At 65.5% G+C, this 23,339-nt stretch carries 18 protein-coding genes; 10 read left to right on the top strand and 8 right to left on the bottom strand.

The annotated features are described in order from the left end of the window. Positions 1-424: 424 nt before the first annotated feature. From NO360_RS14675 to NO360_RS14665, 3 genes are read right to left on the bottom strand one after another with little or no spacing between them, the layout of a single operon-like run. Positions 425-1,204 (bottom strand): IclR family transcriptional regulator, encoded by a 780-nt coding sequence (locus NO360_RS14675; protein ID WP_256308590.1) that lies wholly within the window; start codon positions 1,202-1,204, stop codon positions 425-427. A 54-nt stretch (positions 1,205-1,258) separates the two neighbouring features. Then, on the bottom strand, positions 1,259-2,392 hold the full coding sequence (locus NO360_RS14670; RefSeq protein ID WP_256308589.1) for an ABC transporter ATP-binding protein: 1,134 nt from the start codon (positions 2,390-2,392) through the stop codon (positions 1,259-1,261). Between the two features lie 50 nt (positions 2,393-2,442). Continuing rightward, the gene (locus NO360_RS14665) at positions 2,443-4,806 is read right to left on the bottom strand and encodes a TIM-barrel domain-containing protein (protein WP_256308588.1); all 2,364 of its coding nucleotides are present in this window, start codon (positions 4,804-4,806) and stop codon (positions 2,443-2,445) included. A gap of 85 nt (positions 4,807-4,891) precedes the next feature. On the opposite strand from NO360_RS14665, the gene NO360_RS14660 reads away from it, so the two are divergent. The 3 genes from NO360_RS14660 (at position 4,892) to NO360_RS14650 (ending at position 9,511) form a co-directional block, all read left to right on the top strand. After that, positions 4,892-7,126: a glycoside hydrolase family 3 N-terminal domain-containing protein gene (locus tag NO360_RS14660; RefSeq protein ID WP_256308587.1), complete on the top strand. Its 2,235-nt coding sequence runs from the start codon at positions 4,892-4,894 to the stop codon at positions 7,124-7,126. 130 nt (positions 7,127-7,256) lie between these two features. After that, positions 7,257-8,522, top strand: coding sequence for a mandelate racemase/muconate lactonizing enzyme family protein (locus tag NO360_RS14655; RefSeq protein WP_256308586.1), 1,266 nt, complete (start codon positions 7,257-7,259; stop codon positions 8,520-8,522). Positions 8,523-8,530: 8 nt separating this feature from the next. Then, positions 8,531-9,511, top strand: coding sequence for a C-terminal binding protein (locus NO360_RS14650; RefSeq protein ID WP_256308585.1), 981 nt, complete (start codon positions 8,531-8,533; stop codon positions 9,509-9,511). A gap of 247 nt (positions 9,512-9,758) precedes the next feature. Here NO360_RS14650 and NO360_RS14645 read toward each other — a convergent pair whose 3' ends face one another. Both NO360_RS14645 and NO360_RS14640 read right to left on the bottom strand, forming a co-directional pair. Next, positions 9,759-10,619, bottom strand: coding sequence for a carbohydrate ABC transporter permease (locus NO360_RS14645; RefSeq protein ID WP_256308583.1), 861 nt, complete (start codon positions 10,617-10,619; stop codon positions 9,759-9,761). Between the two features lies 1 nt (position 10,620). After that, positions 10,621-11,613 (bottom strand): carbohydrate ABC transporter permease, encoded by a 993-nt coding sequence (locus tag NO360_RS14640; RefSeq protein WP_256308582.1) that lies wholly within the window; start codon positions 11,611-11,613, stop codon positions 10,621-10,623. A gap of 108 nt (positions 11,614-11,721) precedes the next feature. On the opposite strand from NO360_RS14640, the gene NO360_RS14635 reads away from it, so the two are divergent. The 6 genes from NO360_RS14635 (at position 11,722) to NO360_RS14610 (ending at position 16,866) form a co-directional block, all read left to right on the top strand. Beyond that, positions 11,722-11,856: a hypothetical protein gene (locus NO360_RS14635; RefSeq protein WP_256308581.1), complete on the top strand. Its 135-nt coding sequence runs from the start codon at positions 11,722-11,724 to the stop codon at positions 11,854-11,856. Further along, positions 11,856-12,833, top strand: a complete 978-nt coding sequence (locus tag NO360_RS14630; RefSeq protein WP_256308580.1) for a YeiH family protein — start codon at positions 11,856-11,858, stop codon at positions 12,831-12,833. Before NO360_RS14635 ends, NO360_RS14630 begins: the two co-directional genes overlap by 1 nt. A 72-nt stretch (positions 12,834-12,905) precedes the next feature. Further along, entirely contained in the window at positions 12,906-13,229 is a 324-nt protein-coding gene (locus NO360_RS14625) for a UxaA family hydrolase (protein WP_256308579.1), read from the top strand. A 4-nt stretch (positions 13,230-13,233) separates the two neighbouring features. Further along, positions 13,234-14,400: a UxaA family hydrolase gene (locus tag NO360_RS14620; protein ID WP_256308578.1), complete on the top strand. Its 1,167-nt coding sequence runs from the start codon at positions 13,234-13,236 to the stop codon at positions 14,398-14,400. Beyond that, the gene (locus NO360_RS14615) at positions 14,400-15,404 is read left to right on the top strand and encodes an Ldh family oxidoreductase (RefSeq protein WP_256308577.1); all 1,005 of its coding nucleotides are present in this window, start codon (positions 14,400-14,402) and stop codon (positions 15,402-15,404) included. Before NO360_RS14620 ends, NO360_RS14615 begins: the two co-directional genes overlap by 1 nt. 70 nt (positions 15,405-15,474) lie before the next feature. Further along, positions 15,475-16,866: an ABC transporter substrate-binding protein gene (locus NO360_RS14610; RefSeq protein ID WP_256308576.1), complete on the top strand. Its 1,392-nt coding sequence runs from the start codon at positions 15,475-15,477 to the stop codon at positions 16,864-16,866. Between the two features lie 165 nt (positions 16,867-17,031). Here NO360_RS14610 and NO360_RS14605 read toward each other — a convergent pair whose 3' ends face one another. Beyond that, positions 17,032-17,934: a dihydrodipicolinate synthase family protein gene (locus tag NO360_RS14605; protein WP_256308575.1), complete on the bottom strand. Its 903-nt coding sequence runs from the start codon at positions 17,932-17,934 to the stop codon at positions 17,032-17,034. 211 nt (positions 17,935-18,145) lie between these two features. Between NO360_RS14605 and NO360_RS14600 the strand changes: the two genes are divergently transcribed. Beyond that, entirely contained in the window at positions 18,146-19,627 is a 1,482-nt protein-coding gene (locus NO360_RS14600) for an aldehyde dehydrogenase family protein (protein WP_256308574.1), read from the top strand. 413 nt (positions 19,628-20,040) lie between these two features. Here the strand turns inward: NO360_RS14600 and gfo6 are convergent, their stop codons facing one another. Next, positions 20,041-21,126, bottom strand: coding sequence for a D-xylose 1-dehydrogenase Gfo6 (gfo6, locus tag NO360_RS14595; protein ID WP_256308573.1), 1,086 nt, complete (start codon positions 21,124-21,126; stop codon positions 20,041-20,043). 110 nt (positions 21,127-21,236) lie between these two features. After that, positions 21,237-23,243 carry an SLC13 family permease gene (locus NO360_RS14590; protein WP_256308572.1) on the bottom strand — a complete coding sequence of 669 codons (2,007 nt, stop codon included), beginning with the start codon at positions 23,241-23,243 and terminating at the stop codon, positions 21,237-21,239. Between the last annotated feature and the right edge of the window lie 96 nt (positions 23,244-23,339).

The following is a 23,339-nucleotide window of genomic DNA, read 5'->3' as shown; positions in this document are numbered from 1 at the left end:
TCGCGGACTCGCTAAGATAACAGACGTACATCTATTATTCAGCCTCAGACAGAGGCTATCGTGACCGCCATCGCGGTCACCGTACCACCGGGGAGCGGGGATCGATCCTCCTGTGTCGACATCCCGAATATCGTTCCGTGTGGCCTGCGTCCTCTGGTGTTCGCCCCTCGCAAACGAACTTCGAACAGTCCCGGTCCGTCGACGGTTCCGGCGAACGAGGTTCCACGGAACAGGAGGGAACTCCGGCCGCCGGGAGGCGACGGTCGGCCGAGAGCGCCCGATGACCGGCGGAGTACTGGAGAGAACTCGGGCCTGTTCGCCTTTCGCTACCGACGGTTTTCGGGAGTATTCCAGGTCAAATCGGTCTCGTATCTTTCTCGCGACCAACGACGGACGAATCACTTCGTTTGCATCGTGCGAACGGCTACAGTTGAGTCGCGTTGACCTCGATGATGTTCGCCGCTCCCTGGACGATTTCGGGGAGTTCCTCGTGGAAGCGGTCGCCCTTGAATCGACTGGTCGGCCCCGAAATACTGATCGCGCCGTGGAGATCGCCGGTCGGGTGGTTGATCGGGGCCGCGACGCAGCGGAGCCCTTGGAGCACTTCCTCGTCGTCGTAGGCGACACCCTGACTGCGGACGGTGTCGAGGGCGTCGAACAGCGCCTCGCGGGTCGAAACCGTGTTCTCCGTCCGCTGGGGAAGCCCGTGTCGATCGATGATCTGTTCGATCCGTGCCTCGGACAATTGAGAGAGAATCGCCTTTCCGAGCGCCGTGCAGTGGAGGTACTTCCGATTCCCGACGTAGGATGCGGTCTGGATGGCGTTCTCCCCACGTGCCTTGTGCAGATAGACCCCGCGGCCGTGTTCTTCGACCATGAACTGCGCCACCTCGCCGGTCTCCTCGGCGAGGCGATCGAGTTCCTCCTTCGTGACCTCGTAAATGTCCACCTGGTTCTTCGCGTACTCGCCGATGTCGACGAAGCGGAGACTGACTTCGTAGACGCCGTCTCGTTTCACGACGAACTCGTTGTCGGCCAGCGTCGCCAGGTGGCTGTGAACGGTCGCTTTCGAGCGGCCCAGGTGATCTGCGAGTTCGGAGACACCGGCGCCGTCCTTCTCGCGCAACGCCTGCAGGATGTCGCAGGAGATCTGGACGGCCTGCACGCGTCGCCCCGAATCCGCCGTCGCTGGTCTCTCTGTCATATCGCAACCGTATGGTGAGCAGACACTTGAATGTTCGCGAGAAACAAACGGAATTCAGGCCTGAATCGTCGTGGTGTCGGCCGCCTCTCCGAGTTCGCTGTTCTTGATCGCCTCGCCGGTCTCCCCGTCGAAAATGTGGATCTTGGGTTCCGGGAACACAACGTGTACCTCCTCACCCGACTGGATCCGACGCTCGCCCTCGATGCTTGCCGTGTAGGTCTGGTCGCCGATCTGGAAGTAGGCGTACGTCACTTCCCCCATCGGTTCGACGACTTCTACCGTGGTCTCGATCGCGTTCTGCGCGTCCGAGTCTGTGAGCCGGATGTGCTCGGGGCGGATCCCCAGCGTCAGGTCCCGGCTGCTCTCGTCGAGGGCGTCTCTGGTGTCTTCGGTAATTCGGTACTCGAACTCCTCGTGCACCAGCGTCGTCCCGTTCTGCCGGACCGAAAGGAAGTTCATCGAGGGTGACCCGATGAACCCGGCGACGAACCGGTTGGTGGGCTGGTGGTAGCACTCGAGCGGTTCGCCGATCTGCTGGAGTTGTCCCTGATCGAGGATGGCGATGCGGTCGCCCATCGTCATCGCCTCCGTCTGGTCGTGCGTGACGTATATCGTCGTGATGTCCATGTCCTGCTGGAGCTGCTGGATCTCGGTCCGCATCGTCGTCCGCAGTTTCGCGTCGAGGTTCGACAGCGGTTCGTCCATCAGGAACACTTCCGGCTCTCGGATAATCGCCCGTCCGAGCGCGACCCGCTGTTGCTGTCCCCCCGAGAGATCTCCGGGTTCTTTGTTCAGTAACTCTCTGATCTCGAGCAACTCGGCCGTGTCTTCGACGCGTTCGTCGATCTCGCTTTTCGAGAGATCGGTCGTGATCTTCAGCCCGTATCCGATGTTCTTTCGGACCGACATGTGCGGGTAGAGCGCGTAGTTCTGGAACACCATCGCCATCTCGCGCTCCTTGGGCTTGTCGTACGTGATATCGCGATCGTCGAGGAGTATGCTTCCCGAACTCGCCCGTTCGAGTCCGGCGATGCACCGCAGCGTCGTCGATTTCCCGCACCCGGACGGACCGACGAGCACGAGGAACTCCCCGTCACGGATGTCGAGGTTGAGTTCGTCGACCGCGACGATGTCGCTGCCGTCCGATTCGAACACCTTCGTCAGATCGTTCAGTTGTAAACGTCCCATAGTGTTTCTGAGGTCGATTACGTCACTGTTTAACATCTCTCCTAATAAATTCACTCCTCGCGGCGGCCGGATGCGACGACCGTGAGTGTGGAGTCCTCGACTGCCCACTCGCCTTCCTCGGGGCTGCCGTCGACGGGCGTTGCCGTCTCGCTGTCGACGACTACTGTCTCGGGGTCGACGTCGTGAACGACGACGGTCACGCGGTCGGCCGTGGGACTCCCAGTGTGGACGGACAGTGCGTCGTCAGTACGTTCGACGCTCGCTTCGAGCATACTGTCGTCGTCGACGTCGTAGACGCGGCCACTCGCTTTGTTGGCGGCGAGCGTCGCCACCAGTTCCAGATTTTCGGGCGTTCCCGGTCGGACCGACTGCGTCGGTTCGCGCTGCGGGACGATGCTCCCCCCGCGAACGAACACGGGCATCTCCTCGAGTCCGACGTCCATTCGGACCCGCTGTCCGCCCTCGTAGCGCTCGCCCGAGCGCCGGTCACGCCACTCGCCGTCGGGCAGATACACGGAGCAAACGCCGCTATCGGTGAACACGGGCGCGACGAGGAGGTCCTCGCCCAGCAGGTACTGGGTGTCCATTCGGTGAACGGTGGGGTCGTCCTGGTACTCCAACACGAGCGGGCGAACCACCGGGAGACCGGTGCGGGCGGCTATCTCGGCGTAAGTGTACAGATACGGCAGCAACCGATAGCGGAGCCGAGCGTACTCCCGGAACACGTCGAGCGCGTCTTCCCCGAACTCCCACGGCTCTCGCGGCGTCGTCCCGTGACAGCGCGCGTTCGAGGAGAGGAGCCCGAACTGCGCCCAGCGCGTGTACACCGCGTCGCTGGGCGTCCCTCTGAAGCCGCCGATGTCGTGGCTCCAGAACGCGATCCCGGATAGCGACGCCGAGAGCCCGCCCCGAAGCGCGGCGCTCATTCCGTTCCAACTCGTCTGTGGGTCGCCCCCCCAGTGCATCGGAAAGGCCTGGCTCCCGGTCCAGGCCGACCGCCCCCAGACGAGGGCCTCGTCCTCGCCGTTGACCTCGCCGACGACGTCGTATACGGCCTCGTTGTAGAGATACGGGTAGAGGTTGTGCATCGCCCTCCCGCTCTTTCCGTTCGCGAAGACCGCGTCCTCGGGCACGTACTCGCCGTAGTCCGTCTTGAACACCGACACGCCCTGCTCTAAGAGCCGTCGGTGTTTGTCTTTCCACCACTCCACGGCCGCGGGGTCAGTGAAGTCGACGAGCGCGCCGCGGTAGTCGCCCTGACACGTGTGGTCCATCACGTACGGCTTGCCGGTCCCGTCCGCGACGAAGTACCCCTCGCTCGCGCCTTCGTCGAACGCGTCCGTGCCGACCGGAACGTGGGGGTGTTCCCACAGAGAGAGCCGGAAGTCGTCCTCGCGCAGTCCCTCGATCATTCCCTCGGGATTGGGGAACTGCTCGGTGTCCCAAACGAGATCGGTCGACTTCTTCGCCCGCATCCAGAACGGGTCGAGGTGCAGCACGTCGCTGGGGATCGACTCCTCGCGGAGACGGGTCGCCACCGACTCCAACTCCTCCCGGGACTCGTACCCGAGCCGGGACATCCAGGTGCCGAACGCCCACTTCGGCGGACGCGACGGCCGACCCGTGACCGCCGTGTACCGCCGAATGACGTCGCGGAAGTCGGGACCGTAGAAGAACACGAACGCGAAGCGATCGTCCGCGACCGATATCGTCCCCGTCGCCGTCGACGACTTGCCGAAGTCGTATCGGACGCGGGCGGTCGTGTCGAGCAACATCCCATACCCGTTCGTCGAGAGGTGAAACGGGATGTTCTTGTACGCCCGCTCGGTCTCGGTGCCGAGCGGTTCCTCGTGCCACAGGTCCAACTCCCGTCCCCTGCGGTCGAACTCGACGAACTGCTCGCCCGCGCCGTAGATCTTTTCGTCCGGCGAGAGCCGGAAGGCGGTGCCAGCCTCGGCGATCCGCCGCGGGTTGTGATTGATCTCCTCCTGGGTGAACCCGAGCGCCTCGGTGCGCTGCCGGCCGAACACGTCGGGATCGGCTCGCTGCTCCTCGAACACCGTCTCGCCGGTTTCGGCGTCGGCGACGGCGAAGGACCACTCGTCGAGTCCGATCGTGATGTCGAGTGCACCCGTCTCGACGATCAGCGCCTCGTCGGCCTCGGTCGCGTCGAAGTCGGCGTTTCCGCCGATGGCGTCGGTGTCCAGCGGCGGATACTCGCGTTCCGCGTCGACCTCGGGATTCGCGCGAAGTTCGAACTCGAACGTCCGGGGGCCGTGGACTTCGAGCGTGACCGGAACAGTGCGGGGCGTCACCGTTTCGGGGGCGGCCACGTCACACTCGAGGTGCACCGCGTGCCCTTCGACGGCGTAGTCGGCTACTGCGTCGACGGTAATGCGTTCGCGTATCGCCATACCCGGGACGGCGCGTCTCTCGATAATAAAACTACGCCGTCGGGTGTCGATTTTTTACCCCCGCGTCACGAGGTACCGAGTACCGATGACCGACGTTCCGTACGCGAACCGACTCGTCGCCGAGATGTCGCTGGAATCGAAGGTCGCACAGCTGGGGACCGTGCGGATCGGCTCCCTGCTGGAAGACGGTCGGTTCTCGCCGGATCGCGCCCGCGACGTCATTCCCTGCGGTATCGGCCGCGTGACCCGCGTGGGTCGTGAGAGCGGGCTGGCGCCGTCGGAACTCGCCGCCGTCGTCGCCGACCTCCAGTCGTACCTGCGGTCGGAGACGCCGCACGGGATTCCGGCCTTCGTGCGCGAAGAGAGCCTCTGTGGCTACGCCGGCCGGCGCGGGGCGACCGTTCCGCAAGCAATCGGCATCGCGAGTAGCTGGGACCCGACGCTCGCCAGGGAGGTCGCGAACGCCGTCGGCGAACAGTTGCGCGCGATCGGTTCGCAACTGACGCTCTCGCCCGTCGCGGACCTCGGCGTCGAACCGCGGTGGGGCCGAATCGAGGAGACGTTGGGCGAAGATCCGGCGTTGGCCGCCGCACTGACCCAGGGGGTCGTCTCGGGGCTCCTCGATGCGGGCGTCGAACCGACGCTCAAGCACTTCGTCGGTCACGGCCGGCCGGTCGGCGGACGGAACCGCGCCCGTCCGACGACGTCGCTGCGAGAGATGCGCGACGCCGACCTCCGCCCGTTTCGCGCCGGTCTCGACGCCGGCGCGTCCTCCGTGATGGCCGCATACAACACCGTCGACGGGACCCCCTGCCACGCGAACCGTCGGCTCCTCACCGACCTGCTGCGCGAGGAGTGGGAATTCGAGGGAACCGTCGTCTCCGACGGCCGCGGTATCGAACTGCTGGCGACCGAGTACGGCGTCGCGCCCGACAGACGAGCGGCCGGCGTGCTGGCGCTGTCCGCCGGCGTCGACGTCGAACTGCCGGAGACCGAGTGTTTCGGCGATCGGCTGGTCGCGGCCGTCGCGGACGGCGACGTCGACGAATCGCTCGTCGACCGTGCGGTCCGCCGGCACCTCGGCCAGAAGGCCCGCGCGGGGCTCTTCACCGACGGCAGCCCCGATCCCGAGACTGCCTCCGCGGCGTTCGGGACCGACGCGATGCGCTCGCTCGCTCGCCGCGCCGCCCGGCGGTCGCAGGTGCTCCTGGAGAACGACGGGATCCTCCCGCTCTCCGCGGACAGTGCTGTCGCGGTCGTCGGCCCCAGCGCCGACGAGCCCCGGAACCTGCTCGGGAACTACTCCTACGCGGGCGCGGAGAACGCTGACGGGGACATCGACGTCGTGACGCCGCGGGAGGCGCTGTCCGAGCGGCTGGGGACGGTCGAACACGCTCGCGGCTGTGGCATCCGAGCGGGACCGACCGACGACGTCGACGAGGCCGTCGAGTTGGCGAGCGACGTCGACGCCGTCGTCGCCTGCGTCGGCGGCCGATCCGGCATCGACGTCGAGCGCAACTCCTCCGGCACGGCCGGTGAGGGGCTCGATCGAGCGGAACTCGGGCTTCCCGGTCGGCAGGCTGAATTGATCCGCCGCGTGGCCTCCACCGGGACGCCCGTCGTCGTCGTGCTCGTGAGCGGTCGGCCGCTGGCCGTCCCCGAAACGGTGGACCGGGCGAACGCGACGCTGCTCGCGTGGCTCCCTGGCCAACAGGGGGGACCGGCCGTCGCCGACGTGCTCCTCGGCGCGGACCCCGGCGGGCGGCTCCCGGTCTCGCTCCCGCGAACGGCCGGGCAACTCCCGGTCCACTACCGCCAGCCCCCGGTCTCGCGGGGGGAGTACGTATTCACTCCGGAAACGCCGCTTTTCCCCTTCGGACACGGCGAGAGCTACGCCCGGTTCTCGTACGGGACTCCCGCCGTGCCCGAGTCTGCCCCGACCGACGGGACGCTGACGGCCTCGGTCGCGGTCGAGAACGTGGCGGACAGGCGCGGCGCCGAGGTCGTCCAGCTGTACGCCCGTCACCGCGGAGGGCGCACCGTTCGGCCGGTTCGGGAGCTCGTGGGGTTCCGCCGGGTCGACCTGGCGGCCGGCAAGCGCGTCGAAGTCGACTTCGAGCTCCGAACCGGCGCGCTGGCAGCCTGTGGTGCGGAGGATCGCTCCGTGGTCGATCCGGGTCGCGTCGACCTCGAAGTGGCGCGGTCCGCCGGCGACTGTCGGGGACGGGAGTCGGTCGATCTGGTCGGCGACCCCTATTGCCCCGACACCCGGCCCGCAGTCGCGGACACCACCGTTCGGTCCGCTTCGTCTTCGCGATGACACCACCGTTCGGTCCGCTTCGTCTTCGCGATGACACCACTGTTCGGTCCGTCGTCTCTCTACTGACGCCATCATCCGGTCCCCGTCGTCACCACAATCTTTAATCCGGGCATCTACGACTCCACAGGTGATGGCGCAAGACGACCAACCGGACTATCGGATTCCACAGGGCGGCGGCGTCCCGTGGCGAGATATGGGGATGGACGAGACGCACCGACCGCCCGAACGCGACGTGGAGATCACGGCCATCGAGACGATGGCCATCGCGGGCAACTTCACGTGGGGGATCGTCAAGGTCGAGACGGACGCCGGCGTCTACGGTCTCGGCGAAACCTTCCGCGCAGAGGCCGCACTCGATATGGCCGGTCGGATGGAGGTCGACCTGACGGGCGAGAACCCGCTGGACACCGACCGCGTCCGCGAACTGCTCGAACAGCGCTACACGGGGACCGGTCGGATCGGACAGGCCGCCTTCACCGCGATCGAGACTGCCTGTTACGACATCAAGGGCAAACTGTTCGACGTGCCCGTCTACGAACTTCTCGGCGGGAAGTACCGGGACGAGATCAAGATCTACTGCGACACCCACGGCGGCGAGTCCCTCGGCGAGGCCAGCGAACACGACCCCACCGACGTGTACACGCCCGAGTCCTACGCCCGCGCCGCCCGGGAGGTCGTCGACGAGGGATTCGAGGCGCTGAAGTTCGACCTCGACGTCCCGACGCACAGCGAGTACGACGAGGCGAACCGGCGGATGGACAACGAGGCGCTGGAGCACAAGGTCAGCCTCGTCGAGGCCGTCCGCGACGAGATCGGGTACGACGTCGACCTCGGGATGGACCTCCACTGGAACTTCACGACCGAGACGGCGATCCGCCTGGGAAAGAAACTCGAACGGTTCGACCTCGCGTGGCTCGAAGACCCCGTCCCGCCGGAGAAGACCGAGTCGCAAAAGCGGGTCACGGCGGCGCTCGACACGCCGGTCCTGACCGGGGAGAACCTCGTGAAGACCAACCAGTTCAACACGGCCGCACGCGAGGGGATGATGGACATCGCCGCTCCGGACGTCAACAAGTGCGGCGGGCTCGGCGAGTACGTCGACATCGCGACCGTGTGCGATCTGTACGGGATCCCGATCGCCTCGCACAACATCTCCAGTCCCCTCGGGACGGTCGCCGGCGCGCACGTCTCCGCGGCGATTCCGAACTTCCTCTGTATGGAGTGGCACTCCCGCGACGTCCCGTGGTGGAACGAGATGTGCTCGCGCGTCGACGGCTCCGGTCCGATCCTCGAAGACGGGTACATCGACGTGCCCGAGGGCCCCGGACTGGGCGTCGAGTTGAACCGCGACCTCTGTGAACAGTTCCTCGTCGACGGCTACGATCTGATCGTCTGATCGCACAGATGTCACAGTACACTGTCGTCGTTACGGACCACGATTTCGCGGATCTCTCGATCGAACGCGACGGGCTGGACGACGTAGCCGACGTCGTCGAACTGCAGTCGGGCATCGACGGGACAGCCACCGACGCTCACGAGACGCTCGCGGCGGCGGACGCCGTGATCAATCTCCGGTACGACCTCGACGCGGCGGCCATCGACGCCCTCGAGAACTGTCGGGTCGTCTCGCGGTACGGCATCGGCGTCGACAACATCGACGTGGAGGCGGCGTCCGCACGCGGCATCCCGGTCACGAACGTCCCCGAATACTGCACCGAGGAGGTCTCGGTCCACGCGCTGACGATGTACCTCGCGCTCGCTCGCGGACTCGGGAGGTACGACGAGGACGTCGCCGCCGGCGGCTGGGACCGCGGTGTCGCGACGCCGATTCACCGCCTCTCGACGCGGACGGTCGGCGTCGTCGGGTACGGTGCGATCGGCCGTGCCGTGGGCCAGCGCGCGGCGGCGCTCGGGGCCGACGTCGTCGCGAGCGATCCGTTTCTGACCGCCGACGACGTCGCCGACGACCCTGCCACGCTGCTGGAGTTCGAGGAACTGCTCGCCCGCTCGGATCTGGTGACCGTCCACTCGCCACTGACGCCCGAGACGCGGGACCTCTTCGACGCCGCGGCGTTCGAGCGGATGCAGGAGTCGGCGTACTTCGTGAACGTCGCCCGCGGGCCGATCGTCGACGGCGAGGCCCTGCTGTCGGCCGTCGACGACGGAGCGATCGCTGGTGCCGGACTCGACGTGTTCCCCGACGAACCACCGTCGGCCGACGATCCGCTCAGAGACCACGATCGGATTCTCACGACGCCCCACGTCGCCTGGTACAGCGAGGAGGCGAACGAACAGCGTCGGCGGACAGTCACCGACATCGTCCGGTCGGCCCTGCTGGGCGATCAGATCGAGAACGTCGTCAACGCCGACTCCCTTCCGGACTGACGGCCGTCGAGAGACGGAGTCTCCGACTGTATTTTTTCGCGACCTCGACCCGCTATGTTGGTCCCTTCCCGTTTCGAGTGCTCCGGGCGTTTGTCGGCGACACTGTTCCGCCGCCGGCGCGACTGGTGAGGGTTTCGCCTCCTTCTCCCGCTCCCGCAGCGCGGCGAGGGTGTCAGAGCCGACGAGAGCATCGAACGCCGAGGAGAAGGGAAAAACCGGGGCCGGGGTCGTCTCTGCGGTGCCGGACCTACGCCTTCCCGGTTGCGGTGAGTCCCTCGACGACCTTCCGCTGGAAGAACAGCATGAACAGGATCAGCGGAATCACGGACATGAACACCGCCGCCGAGATGGTCCCCCACGGGTACTGGAACTCGCCCTGGTAGAGCGCGATGCCGACGGTGATCGTCCGCATCGAGTCTTCGGTCATGAACGTCAGCGCGAAGAGGAACTCGTTCCACGCGTAGATGAAGACGATGATCGCCGCGGTGGCCATCGCCGGGGCCGACACCGGGAGGATGATCCGGAAGAGGACGCCGATCCGCGAGAGCCCGTCCATCAGGCCCGCCTCCTCCAGCGAGTCGGGCAGTTCCTTGAAGTACGCCTGGAAGATCCACACGGCGAACGGCAACTGGAACGCGGCGTAGGGGATGATGAGCCCGAGGTAGTTGTTGAGCAGTCCCCACGACCGAGCCAGGCTGAATAGCGGGATCAACCGAGCGATGAACGGCAGCATTGCCGTGCCGAGGATGAGCAGCAGCACGGGCAGTTTGAACCTGAACCGGAGTCTGGAAAGCGCGTACCCCGCGAGCGACCCGAGGAACACGTCCAGCACGGCCGTTCCCGTGGCGACGACCGCGCTGTTGAACAGGTACCTGAAGAACGGCGCACCCTGGATGGCCGCCCGGTAGTTCTCCAGGGTCGGATTCCGCGGGATGTACTCGACGGGGAAGGTGACGACGTTCCCGGGCTGTTTCAGCGACGTGATGAGCATCCAGAGGACCGGGAACACCGAGACCAGGGCGATGACGAAGATGCTCCCGTAGAAGCCCAGTTTCTTGCCGACCCACTGGAACCGCTCGATCTCGAACGCGGAGGAGTCGTAGCTCATCTCACCGCACCTCCGGTTCGTAGAGGGTGCCGACGTACACCATCGCGATGGCGAGCGCGATCAGGGTGATCACCGTCGCCGTCGCCGCGCCCTCGCCGAAGTTGAGCCGGTTGAACGTCAACTGGTGATCGAACAGCACGAGCGTGGTCGTCGCCGACGCCGGGCCGCCCCCGGTGAGCCCGAACGGGAGACCGAACGCCTGGAACGCGGGCAGCGTCCGGAAGATGAGCGCGACGAGCAGCGTCGGCTTCAGCAGCGGCAGCGTGATGTCCCAGAACTGTCGGACCCGGGAGGCCCCGTCCATCCGCGCCGCCTCGTACAGGTGGTCGGGAATCGACTGGAGGCCCGCCAGCAGGATGAGCGCCATGAACGAACTCGTCTTCCAGATCGTGATAAACAGCATCGAGTACAGCGCCGTGTCCGGCCTCGCCAGGAACGGGAACGGCTGTTGGAGAATTCCGACACGGATCAGCAGGTCGTTGATGACGCCGTACTGGCCGTTGAACATCCACGCCCAGATCCGCGCGTTGATGACCGTCGGAATCGCCCACGGAAACAGGATCGCCGCCTGCGCGAAGTATTTCCCGCGGAACTCGCGGTTGAGAAGCAGCGCGAGGCCGAGCCCGAGGACCAACTCGATCGGGACGCTGACGAACGTGTAGATGAGCGACACCCGGAGGGCGTTCCAGAACCCGTCCCCGTTGAGGAACTGATCCAGCAGCGGCCCGCTTCCGTAAATCGACCGGTAATTCTCCAGGCCGACGAACTCGCGGGGGTTTATCTCGAGGACGTATCCGGTGTAGAGACTCCCGACGACGGTGTCGAATATCGGGTAGAACGAGACCGCGAGGAGGAACGACACCACCGGTGTCAACAGGATCACCGCCAGTTCCTCTTCGGAGAACTGGAGGTTTCGATACCGCTGCAGTCTACTCTGCCGTCTCGCGCGCTCCCGCGCCCGAGACTCTGACGAGGCTTCGGCTGTGTCTACCATTCGTACGTCTACACGAGTGTCTTTCATTATAAAATTACAGGAGAAAACGGTCCGCCCTCACTTGCAAAGTATTTTTATATTGATCCGACACAGGAAACCCTGTACACGATGCTCGCACCTCTGGGTAGCCGATTCGAGGACCTGGTCGCTCGCTGCGGACGCGCCGTGCGGGGAGCCGACCGCGGCTGGAAGGCGACGGCCCTCGGCGTCGCGATCGTCCTCCTGACGGCGTTCGTCCTCTGATGCGCGCGATCCGCCGGGTGGGCCCCGGACTCCTACTGCTGGCGTCGTTGGGCGGCACCGCCCGTGTGGTGGGGAATTCGACACCGCTGAACCCGCTCGTTCTCGCGATCGTCTTCGGGGCCGCCGTCGGCGTCACCGTCGGGGTCCCGCCGTGGGCCGCTCCGGGCGTCGACCGACACAAACTCTTCCTGGAGATCGGAATCGTCCTGCTGGGTGCACAGCTCACGATCGCCGGGCTGTTCTCGACCGGGCCGGTGGTAGTCGGACTGGCGGTGGGCGTCGTTCTGACGGGCGTGCTGTTCGTCGAATTCGTCGGCCGGCGTGTCGGGATCGCGTCGCGGACCCGGTCGCTGCTGGCAGCCGGTGCGAGCGTCTGCGGGGTCTCCGCGATCATCGCCGTCGCGGGGAGCATCGACGGCAACGAGGCGGACATCAGCTACGCCGCGGGAACCGTGCTCCTGTTCGACGCCGTGACGCTCGTGGCGTTTCCGATCGCCGGTACCGCGCTCGGACTCCCGGACCGCACCTTCGGAATCTGGGCGGGGTTGAGCCTGTTCTCCACGGGGCCGACCACCGCCGTCGGCTTCGCGATCTCGGAGACGGCCGGTCAGTGGGCGACCGTCACGAAACTCGTTCGCAACACGCTCATCGGGATCCTGGCCGTCGGGTACGCGATCCGGTATTCGAGCGGGACCGGTCGGACCGACGCCAGAGAGATATGGTATCAGTTCCCGAAATTTCTGGTCGGCTTCCTGCTCGTCGCGGTCTTCGTCAACCTCGGAACCGTCGACGTCGCAGCCAGAACGACCATCGGGCGAATCAGCGACTGGCTGTTCGCGCTCGCGTTCGTCGGTCTCGGGGTCGAATTGAACCCTCGCCGACTCCGGGCGACGGGCGTGCGACCGCTGGCTGTCGTCCTGGCGCAGTTTCTCACGGTGAGTCTGCTGGCACTCGGCGCGGTGCGGGTCCTCGTCTGAACGACGCGCCGGGGCCCGAATCCCGGTTTAAAAGAAACTATTATATACTGAGACGTGTGTTACCGTTAGTGTATGGCTGACAGATACATTGAGGTAGTCGAACCCGAAGACAACGTCGCGACGGCGCTCCGTGAACTCGAGGCCGGCGAGACGGTCACGGTGGCGGTCGGCGACGAGGAACGGACGATCGACCTGCCTGAGGACGTCCGGTTCGGGCACAAGATCGCCATCGAGGACATCAACGACGGCGAGACGATCACGAAATACGGAAAGAGCATCGGCAACGCGACGGAGGACATTCCGGCGGGGACGTGGGTCCACGTCCACAACGTCGAGAGCAACTACGGACGCGGCGACCTCGCGGACGAGGGCCAGACCGCAGCGGTGAGTGAGTGATACGATGAGTGAATTCCTCGGCTACGAACGGGACGACGGCAGCATCGGCATCAGAAACCACGTCGCGATCATCTCGACGGCACCCTACGCCAACGACACCGTCGAGCGCGCGGCGGACATCGTCGAGAACGCGGTTCCGATCACCCATCCGTTGGGGCGGTGCCAGACGAAGCCCGACGTGTTCCAGACGTACCGAACGCTGCTGGGCTACGGGACCCATCCGAACGTCTACGGGACGGTCGTGATCGCCCACGCGGGCGAAATCGTCGACGGCGACGAACTCGCCTCCGACATCGCGGAGACCGGTCGCCCCAGCGATTCGGTCAACATCCACCGCGAGAAGGGCGTGATGAACGCGCTGCAGCGGGCGGTCGACTCCGCCCGCGAGATGGTGCAGGAGGCGAGCAACCAGCGGCGCGTGCCCGCCGATATGTCGAATCTGACCTTCGGAATCAACTGCGCGACGTCGGACACGACGAGCGGGCTCTGCCAGCACAAGGCGACGGCGCGGGCGGCCTGGCGGCTCATCGACGACCACGGCGGCCGCGCCTGCTTCGCCGAGACGCCCGAGTTCTTCGGCGGCGAGCACGAACTCGCGGAACGCGCGGTCGACGAGGAGACGAAACAGGAGATCCTCGACCGCGTGGAACACTGGGACCAGCGTCTGCAGGCGACCGGCTACGACGTCCGCGGCGCCCAGCCGACGCCCGACAATATGGACGGCGGGCTCACGACCATCGAGGAGAAGTCCCTCGGGGCGCTCGTCAAGTCCGGTGACGGTCCGATCCAGGACGTCGTCGACTACGGGGCGAAGATCCCGGACGGCTCGGGGATGTACATTATGGACACCCCCGGTCACGGCGCGGAGTCGGTCACCGGCATCGGCGCGGGGGGAGCGCACTTCATGGTCATCTCGACCGGACAGGGGCACACGCTCTCGAACGCGATTATGCCGACGATCAAGATCACCGGGAATCCCGGCAGCGCCGAGCGCGTCCCCGAACAGACCGACGTCGACGTCAGCGAGGCGCTCGTCGGCGACGAGACGTTCGACTGGGCCGGCGAGCAGCTCTGGGAGGAGGTCGAAGACGTGGTCAACGGCAAGTTGACGATGAGCGAGGCGATGGGCGAGAGCCAGTTCGCCATCCACCGGATCGGTCCCTCGACATAATGGACGTCGACCGGCAGCGCGCGATCGACGTCGCGACCGACGCGTTCCGCGAACACGGCATCTCCGAACCCGACGCCAGGCAGACGGCGGAGGTTCTGGTCAGCGCTGACGCCCGCGGGAAGCACTCTCACGGTCTGTTGCGACTCCCCCGGTTCGTCCGCGGGATCGAACACGGCAACGTCGATCCGAGCGGGACGATCGAGGTCGTCGCCGGACGCGGCGGTGCGGCCACGATCAACGGCGGGTCGCGTCTCGGCCCGGTCGTCGCGAGTGAGGCGACGGCCGCGGCGATGGACCGCGCCGACGAGTTCGGTGTCGGAGCGGTCGGCGTCCACGAGTCCAATCACCTCGGAATGCTGGGATACTATACGGACCAACTCCAGCGCGAGGGCTACGTCGGTGTCGCCATCACGAACACCGAGCCGGCGATGCCGCCGCACGGTGGCGCCGAACCGATACTCGGGACGAACCCGATCGCGATCGGTCTCCCGACCGAACCCGTGTTCAACCTCGATATGTCCACCTCGGCCATCGCGCGCGGGACGGTCCTGCATCGAAAAGAGACGGGCGAGACGCTACCGGAAGGCGTCGCCCTGGACGGCGACGGTGCACCGACCACGGACCCCGAGGCCGCCCTGGACGGCACCATCCTCCCGTTCGGCGGGCCGAAGGGATCGGGGCTGGCGATCGCGGTCGAGGTTCTGGCGGGCGGACTCGTCGGTGCGGCGATGGGCGAAGACGTCACCGGCACGTACCACACCAGTGAACCGTGCACCAAGGGCGATCTGTTCTTGGCGATCGACCCCGCGGCGATGGGGGCTCACGACTTCGGTGAGCGCGCGAGCGCCTTCTTGACTGACCTCCTGGCGAGCGAGACGGCCTCGAACGTCGAGGAGACCCGACTGCCCGGCCAACGCTCGGTCGAGCGGGACCGCTCGGCGACGACGGTCCGGGTCGACGACGACCTGTGGGCGGACGTCCGAGACCTCGCGGGCCGGAACTGATTCCGACGCCGCTCTTGTCAGCGCATTTTTGCGATAATTATTAGTAGTAGATGTTCAAATGTGGGTGTGTATGACAGACGGAGCCACCGACAGGCGTAGACGAGACCTTCTCAAAACGATGGCTGGCGGCGGCGCGGTGCTGCTGGCCGGGTGTAGCAGCGGCGGGTCTGACGACGGCAGCGGTGACGGCGGAGGCGGCGGAGACAGCGGCGGTGACGGCGGAGGCGATAGCGGCGGTGGCGGCGGCGACAGCGACGGCGACTCGGGAGACGGCGGCGGCGAGTCGCTGTCGATGACGTACGTCTATCCGGGCTACTTCAGCAACGACGCACAGAGCCTGGTGCCGATGTTCGAGGAACAGGCCGAAAGCATCACCGTCGAATCCCAGCAGACGCCCTCTGACGCGTCTTCCACCCGGGAATACTACGTGAACCAGTTCGTTTCGGGGTCGTCCTCGTTCGACGTCGGCAATATGGACGTCATCTGGCCCGCCGAGTTCGCCCAGAACGGCTGGGCCGCCGAGGTCAGCGACCCGGAGGGCCACACCGAGAATATGCTCCAGACGCCGATCGACTCGGTCACGGTCGACGGCACGATGTACGGGATGCCGATCCACACCGACGCGAACGCCCTGTACTATCGAACGGACTTACTGGAGGAGTACGGCTACGACAGCCCGCCGACGACGTATATGGAACTCGTCGAGATGGCACAGGACATCAAGAGCCAGTCCGATCAGGACCTCAACGGTTACATCTGGCAGGGTGGCTCCAACGAGGGGCTGACCATTATGTGGCTCAACTGGTTCTGGGGGATGGGCGGCGAACTGCGCCAGGACGGCGACCTCGTCGTCAACTCCCAGGAGGGAATCGACGCGCTGCAACACGCCGTCGACCTCATCCACGAGTACGAAGTTACCCCCGAATCCATTCCCGCGTCGTCGACGGACCAGAACCGTCAGACGTTCCAGCAGGGCAGCACCATCTTCATGCGTAACTGGCCCTACGCCGTCGCCATTATGAACGAGGACGGATCGCCGGTCCAGGGGCAGTTCGACGTCGCGCCGATGCCGAAGGCCGAGGGGAACCCGGACGCGAACAACTCCTGTCTCGGCGGTTGGAACCTGTTCATCAACGCCAACTCGGAGAATCAGGAGGCCGCACAGCAGTTCGCGAGCTATATGTCCTCGATGGAAGCTCAGGAGACGATGGCGCTGGAGCACAGCCGACTGCCGGTCCGGCAGGAACTGTACGCCGACGAGTATTACGAGCAGGCCTCCCAGCTCGAAACGTTCGCCCAGATCGTCGATCAGACCAGCGCTCGACCCGCTACGCCGGCGTACTCGACGTTCTCGGAGATCGTGTACACGAACTGCAACGCCGCGCTCGTTCAGGAGAAGACCGCCGAAGAGGCTCTCAACGACGCCCAAGAAGAGATCGATAGCGAAGTCAACAACGCCTGATCCGACGCGTCGTTTCCGACCTGAAATTCGATCCGTCTCCGCCGACCGGCCCTTCCTATCACCGCATTTTCACGCCGTCAACCCATTCGCCCCCGTCTGCGGGTCGCTCTTGACAGTCTATCACTCAGGTACTGACTGCCCAGTATCCGCCGCGGGGCGACGCCCTCAGACCGCTCGTTCGCTGAAGCGTTCGGTTATCTGTTGGTACGCCGCCGACAGCGAGGCCCGTTCCTCGTCGGTCAACTCCGGTAGCGGCGGCAGCGGCCCGCCGATGTCGAGGCCTCGTAGCTCGACGAGGTGCTTCATCGCAGCCGCCGTGGGAAGGTCACTGGTCGCGCTGACGAACGGCGCCACGACGACCCGCATCAGCCGCCGCGCCTCGGCGACGTCCCCGCGCTCGTAGGCCTCGTACAGGTCCGCCATCGCCGACGGGAACACGTTGGCCGGGCCGGCGATGAGGCCATCGGTCCCGAGGTCGAGCGAGGCGGTGGCCAACTCCGTCGCGCCCTGGAACACGAAGAATTCCTCGGGCGTCTCCTCGACGACTCGGTAGTGGTACGTCAGGTCTCCAGACGTGTCCTTCAGCCCGACGATCCCGTCGTGATCGGCGAGTCGCTGCACCAACTCGATCCCGATCTCGTTCCCGGTCAGTTGCGGGATGTTGTACAACATCACGGGTAGCGACGACTGGTCCGCGACGGCAGTGAAGAACCGCTCTAGACCGCCCTGGGTCGTCTTGAGATAGTACGGAGCGACGACCACCGCGGCGTGGGCTCCCGCTGCCTCCGCGATGGCCACCTTCTCCAACACCGCGCTGACGTTCGTCTCACAACACCCCGCGAGAATTTTCGTCCGTCCGTCGGCGACGTCGGCGACGGTCTCGAGTATCTCTCTGTGTTGGGGGGTCGTCAGGCTGGGAAACTCACCGATCGAACTCCCCGGAAAGAGCCCGTGGACGCCGGCGTCGATGAGTCGCCCGGTGAACTCCCTGAGGGCCTCGTCGTCGATCGCTCGTTGCGGCCCGCGGGTAGGCGTCGCCATAGGTACCACTGTTCCCGAGAGGTTCATACGTGCCGTAGGGTGCACCACTTAATTATAATTTGGGATGACACCCCCAGACTGACCGAGGCGCGGGCGCGACGTTCCGTGGACGCTTTTCTGCCGTTTTCTACAGTCGGCCTCGTACCGGTCCTTCGCGTCGGCTCCCGTTCCCTTGCGACTCCCTTGCGGACTCGGTTCCTACGTAACACTTATCATTCTGATACCCAAGACTTGCAGTATGAGTCAGACCGCAGTCTCCCGTCTCGACCAGCAGATGCTGATCGGCGGTTCGTGGGTCGACGCTGACGAACGGATCGACGTCATTCACCCGTACGATGGCGAGCGAGTGGGGTCGGTTCCGATGGCCACCGAGGGCCAGGCCACCGAGGCCGTCGACGCCGCGGCGGCCGCCTTCGATGCGTCCACTCTCTCCGCGTACGAACGGTACGAACTCCTTTCGACGGCCGCGAGAGAGGTCGAGGAGCGCGCCGACGAGATCGCGCGAATTCTCACGAGCGAACAGGGCAAGCCCCTCCCCGACGCCCGCGGCGAGGTCGACCGCGCCGTCCAGACGCTCGACCTCTCCGCCGAGCAGGCAAAGCGGATGTTCGGGGAATACGTCCCGATGGACGCACAGCGGGGCTTCGCGAAGGACCACTGCTTCACTCAGCGCGAACCGCTCGGCGTCGTCGCTGCCATCACGCCGTTCAACTTCCCACTGAACCTGATGGTCCACAAGGTCGGGCCCGCGCTGGCGGCGGGGAACAGCGTCGTCGGGAAGCCGGCGTCGAACACGCCGCTCACGGCCGTCGCGCTGTTCGAATGTCTCGAGGCGGCCGCCGACGCGATCGACGCGTCCGTCCCCGACGGCCTGATCAACCTCGTCACCGGGTCCGGGTCGACCGTCGGTGACGTCTTCCTCGAACACGACGCCGTCGAGGCCATCTCGTTCACCGGGTCCACGCCGGTCGGAAAGTATCTCGCGGCCAATAGCGGGATGACGGAGGTGACGCTCGAACTGGGCGGTAACGATCCGACGATCGTCTGGTCCGACACGGACATCGAGCAGGCCGCCGCGCAGGTTGTCGGCGGCGCCTGCTCGAACGCCGGGCAGGTCTGCAACAGCGTCGAGCGGGTTCTCGTGCCGGAGGACATCGAGGATCAAGTCGTGGCGGCGCTCGTCGACGCCGCGGAGTCCCTCACGGTCGGCGATCCGTTCGAGGCGGGCACAGAGGTCTCTTCGATGGTCGACGACGACCAGTTCGAAACCGTGGTCGATCTGTTCGAGTCGACCGTCGACGCCGGTGCGACCGTCGAATGCGGCGGGCGGTACGGCGGCGACCTCGGCCCGCGGACGTTCGAACCGACGGTCCTCTCGGGCGTGACGCCGGAGATGCCCGCTGCGAGAGAGGAGACGTTCGGCCCGCTCGTTCCGGTGATCACGGTCGAGGACTTCGACGACGCGATCAGGGAGGCCAACAACACGAACTACGGGTTGGAGGCCGGTCTGTTCACGCAGGACATCGACCGGGCAAAGCGCGCGGCCGACGAGATCGACGCCGGGGGCGTGAACATCAACACGGTCAGCGGCTTCCGCGCGGATCACATGCCCTACGGCGGCTTCAAGGACTCGGGCGTCGGCAAGGAGGGGATCAAATACGCCGTCGAGCACTTCTCGCGAGCGAAACTCGTCGGATTCCACCAGGGATTCAACGCCTGAACGATCGCTGCGACCCCTCCGACCGCGAGGCGGCCCCGACAGTTCTCCCGCTCGAATCCGTTCGTTCGCCCGCTTCCTTCTCTTCGATCGCGATTCGATCGATCGGACGCGTAGTGGGAGTACACACTTCTCAGCGCCGCCGACGGACCGCCCAACCCAGTGCTATGAGGACACCGGCGGCCCCGAGTGCGAACGGAATTACTCCGCCGACCTCCTCGAAACCCCACCCGAACCCAGTGGAACTGGCCAGGGCGAAAAGTGCATCGAGCGCGCCGAGGAACTGGAGCGGCCTCGCGGATGTCGAACGACCGGGCATAGGACGCTCTCGTCGCCGTCGTGTGTATATTCTTTCCCTGCCGTGAACCGTGTTCACCCGCCTCCCTGCGGAGGGGTGTCTCGACGCGCGCCCCCGTTCACTCCATCGTGATCCAGCGATCCGATTCGGCGGCCTCGTACACCGCCTCCATCGTCCGCATGTCGACGAGTCCGTGGTCGCCATCGGGGGAGAGCGTTGCCGTCCCGCGGAGGCGGTCGGCGAAGTAGTCGAACTCCTCTAACATCTGGTCGACCGGCGTTACGGTTATCGACGCGCGGCCGTCGCCACGGGAGACGTGAAGTTGCCGGGACTGATCCTGGAAAAACGCCGGTTCGATACGGACCTGTCCTTCCGTGCCCGTGACGGTGATCCCCGAGGACTGCCGCGCGTTGTGACTGGCGTAACACTGGGCGTACACCTCGTCGGGGAACTCCACGGAGAACGCGACCGTCTCCTCGACCTCGTCGAACGCCTCGTGCGTCCTAGAGACGTTCCCGGTCACTGCGACCGGGTCCTCGTCGAGTAGGAATCGCGCGGTGTTCAGCGGATAGATGCCGATGTCGAAAAGCGCACCGCCGCCGGCCAGCGATTCGTCCAGTCGCCACTGGTTCGGATCGGCATCGATCCGTTCGAGCAAGGGCTGAGACATATTACCGGTGACGGACATCGGTTCGCCGACGTAGCCGGTCTCGATGAGTTCGCGAGCCCGTCGGACGGTCGGTTCGGTCTGCATCCGGTAGGCGATCATGAGTTCGATGCCCGCGTCGGCCGCGACGTCGCGGAGTTTCGCGGCGCGTTCGCTGTCCCGCTCCATCGGCTTCTCACAGAGTACTGCCTTTCCGAAATCCGCCGCGGTTTCGACGTACTCCAGGTGGAGAGCGTTGGGCGTTACGACGTAGACAGCATCGTAGGCATCTCGCGCCTCGCCGTCGTGGAACTCGTCGTACGTGATTCCACGCGAGGCGCCCTCGGTGTCGGCCGCGACGCGCTCGGCCTTCTCGGTCGAACTGCTGACCAACACCGACGGCTCGCACAGGTCGCTCTCTTCCAGCGCCGGCAGCGCGCGCCCCTTCGTGAACCACCCGAGTCCGATGACGGCAAAGCGGACTTCGTCTACGGACTGGGGGGTGACCGTTTGCCAGTCGCGCTCACAGCTGTCTCCGACGAGTGCGTCGAGGTCCATAGCAATGCACGACCGTCCTGTATCATAAAACCACTCTCGGCGAAGTCGCGCAGTGGCAGAACCGACATCTCGCTCCCAAGGACACAAGCAGCCGAACGTCCGTACTCAAGTTACAGACCCCAGAAAAATGCGATGCCAGCAGTCGTAACGAGAGTCAGTATCAGTTGTAACGGTGCGCCGACGCGTGCGAAATCTGTGAATTTGTACCCACCTGGGCCGTAGACCATGAGGTTCGTCTGATAGCCGACGGGGGTCAGTAGCGGGGTGCTGGCCGCGAAGGTCACGGCCATTACGAACGCGAAGGGGTTGGCACCGAGTTGGCCGGCAACCTCGACCCCGATCGGCAGCAATAACACGACGCTGGCGGAGTTGCTGACCATCTCCGTGATGACCGCAGTCCCCAGGTAGAACAGCCCCAGGACCGCGATCACGGGAAGGAGAACGCTGACGGAAACGACGAGATCGGCGATGAGGTCCGCCGTGCCCGAGGCCTCGACCGCGATGCCGAGCGGAATGACACCCGCCACCATGAAGATTACTTCCCAGTCGACGGCCTCGTACGCCTCCTCGGGTGTGAGGATGCCGGTGAAGAACATCGCCGCGACGCCCGTCAGCGCACTCACCATGAGCGTGAGGACGTCGAGTGCCGCGAGTCCGAGGGCACCGGCGAGGATCCCCAGCGCGATGGGGATCTTCGAACGGTCGAAGTCCTCCCATCTGTCCTCGCCCGCGACCGCGACGTTCGTGTCCCGCGCGATACGATCGAGCACTTGGTCGGGCGCCTGGACGAGGATGACGTCGCCGGCCTGTAACCGGACCTCTCGGAGGCGCTGGCGGATCACCTCGTCGCCGCGCCGGATCGCCAGCACTGTCACGTCGTAGTCGCGCTCGAAGTCTGCGACACCGCTGCGCCGACTCGACCAGGGCCCCGGCAATAGCACGACTTCGGTGAGTTCGATCTCCTCGTCGGAGCCCTCCTCGACGGTCTCGTCGCCGTCCTCCTCGGTGTCTTCACTAGAAGACTCGTCCTCGGTGAGAGAGTCGCTGCGCTCCGCTTCGGGCGGCTCCCAGCCGTGACGGCGTGGCGAGAAGCCGGGTGGAAGGGGGGCATCGTCTTCGGCGGCCGCCTCTATGACCTCCGGTAACAGCTGTAGATGGTCTTGCTCGATGACCTCCTGGAGAGTTTCCTGGTCGGCCCTGACGGAGAGGACGTCGCCGGCCTGGACCCGTTCCGATCCGAGTCCCCGCGCGAGCGTCCGGTTGCCACGAACGATCTGGAACACGTCGAGATCGAGGTCCCGCTCGCTCAGTTCCCCGACCCAGGAACCGACGAGCGGCGAGTCCTCCATGACGACGACGTCGGTGAGGTAGTCGGTCATGCCGAACGCGTCGGTGGGCGACTCCGCCGGCTCGATCCGTGCCGGAGTGAGGTATCGGCCGACGGTGAGCAAGTACACGATTCCCACGAGCAAGACGATAGCGCCCAGGTGCGTGAACTCGAGCAGGGCAAACGGCTCTGCGTCGGGACCCCCGACCTGGACCCACACCTCGCTCGCCAGGAGGTTCGTTATCGTTCCGACGACGGTGAGCATGCCACCGAGCATCGAGGCGAACGACAGTGGTATCAGGAGCTTCGAGGGCGACGTCTTCGTCTGCCGGGCGAGGTTCATTATCGCGGGTATCAAGACGGCGACGACCGAGACGTTGCTGACAACCCCGCCCGGCGGGCCGGAGAGTGTGACGGTGGCGAGCAACTGCCGGAACTCGTCGTCCCCGGCAAATGCGATCAGCTTCCGCGTGAGGATCTGGATGACGCCGGTCCGTCGGACGCCTTCGCTCAGAACGAACATCGCTAGTACGGTGAGCGTCGCGGGGTTCGAGAATCCTGAGACCCCCTGCTCCGGCGACACGCCGGTCCACTCGCCGAGGAGGACGAGGGCGACAACGAGGCCGACAGCGGTGGCGTCGATCGGAACCGGCTGGGTAACGAAGAGGACGAAGACGACGGCGATGATCGCCAGTACGACAGCCACGTCGAGCGAAACCGGCAGTTGCACAGGAAGTAGCTGTAGCGGCCATCCGGCGCTCGAAGAGAGAGAGACCAAGACAGCATTCATTTATTTGTTCTTACTCGAAGGGTTGCTTGGATGATTACATAGAATTTGGGTTCACTCCCGGTGAAGTAGTTGTCCCCCCCAACGTTGCGTACCGAC

Source organism: Halobellus litoreus (genome assembly GCF_024464595.1).
GTDB classification, from domain to species: domain Archaea; phylum Halobacteriota; class Halobacteria; order Halobacteriales; family Haloferacaceae; genus Haloquadratum; species Haloquadratum litoreum.
This window is presented reverse-complemented; position numbering and strand designations above follow the sequence as displayed.